A 1,276-nucleotide genomic window follows, 5' to 3' on the forward strand; every position below is an offset into this window, starting at 1 on the left:
GTAGATGTACTCTTCCGCACCCCCTGCGGACTCCGAGCTAGCAACGACTGCAACGCGAATCATTCTGTGTTCCCCTCAACTGCGAGCTCCTTGCTGGCACCTTGTCGATGGCCCGCACCCTCTTGGCGGGCGGGACGTGGCTGCGTAACCTTTAGAATCGCGCCAACACCCACAACTGCCGAAGATACTAAACTTATTAGCGATATTCTGGCTGCCATCAAACTTGACATCGAATCCCAGAACATAAAGAACCCTAGAACAGTTACAAGAAGCGACACTAGTGACACAAATGATGCGAGCGCGGGTCGCCCACGACCAGCCAGTATCGATCCACATACGAGTGATACAAGCGAAGCGACTCCAGCAATAGAGAGCAACTGGATCGATGAGGCGCTGGTCGCAAAGTCGGGTCCAAAAACTAGAACAGTCCCATATGGTGCCGCAACGAAGAGCGCCGCTATCAAGCCAATACAGACAACTATATATACGCGCGTCTTCCGGAAAATTTCGATGTTGGAATCGCCGACAGCAGCAAGTTGGAGAGCATTTCGGGCGGAAAGAGTCGCAAGAACGAGCGGAACTTCCGCGACCGTCACTGCAACCGCATAGTATCCAAGTTCAGCACTGCTCGCCGCCGCCGGCATTAGGATCTGATCTAGCCGGGAGCTTGCAACTGCCGCGATGGTTCCGATTGATGCAAGCACCGAATACCGTACAATTTCACCGGAGGTCGGCAGCGACTCAGAGCGGGATGGAGACCCTTTCGTGAACAGAAGCAGCGCCGCCGCTACGAAGGCGAGAAGCGATGCCGCTACGTACGCTTCGGCTAGAACCACACCTAGGAGTGCGAGAAGCACCACAATTCCGAATCTCGTCACAGCATAAGCTGCGCGCTCGGCGTCAAGTTTCCGCCAGCGCCCTTGTCCCTGCCAATATGCTCGCCGGATTTGGACCACAGCAGACAGCACAATCGCAGACCATGCAATACATATAACCGTAAAGGAAATTCCTTGTCGATGACTGACGATACCCGCGTACCAGCACATTGCCGCGTATGTGAGGAGGGCCGGAATAGCGGCGGTCGCGAGCGCACGTCTGTAGACTCTGTCCGAATTCCCGCCGCTTGCGATGAAGTACGCCACGGCCGCGGGAAATCCAAGGCTGGCTACTGCTCCAGCTACTGTTATCGGCTGCATGACGCTCGCGAACTGACCGCGACCCTCTGGTCCAAGCGCCCGGGCCAGGATTGGTCCACTCAATATCCCCAGAGCGGGCC

Annotated in this window: 1 protein-coding gene; it reads right to left on the reverse strand. The window is 56.3% G+C overall.

The features are described from left to right. Nucleotides 1-59: 59 nt before the first annotated feature. Nucleotides 60-1,276, reverse strand: a 1,217-nt coding sequence (locus ACFWJO_RS39715) for an oligosaccharide flippase family protein (RefSeq protein WP_386873163.1), incomplete at its 5' end; no start/stop codon positions are given.

The sequence above is a fragment of the Streptomyces sp. NPDC127092 genome (assembly GCF_042722475.1).
In the GTDB taxonomy this organism is placed as follows: domain Bacteria; phylum Actinomycetota; class Actinomycetes; order Streptomycetales; family Streptomycetaceae; genus Streptomyces.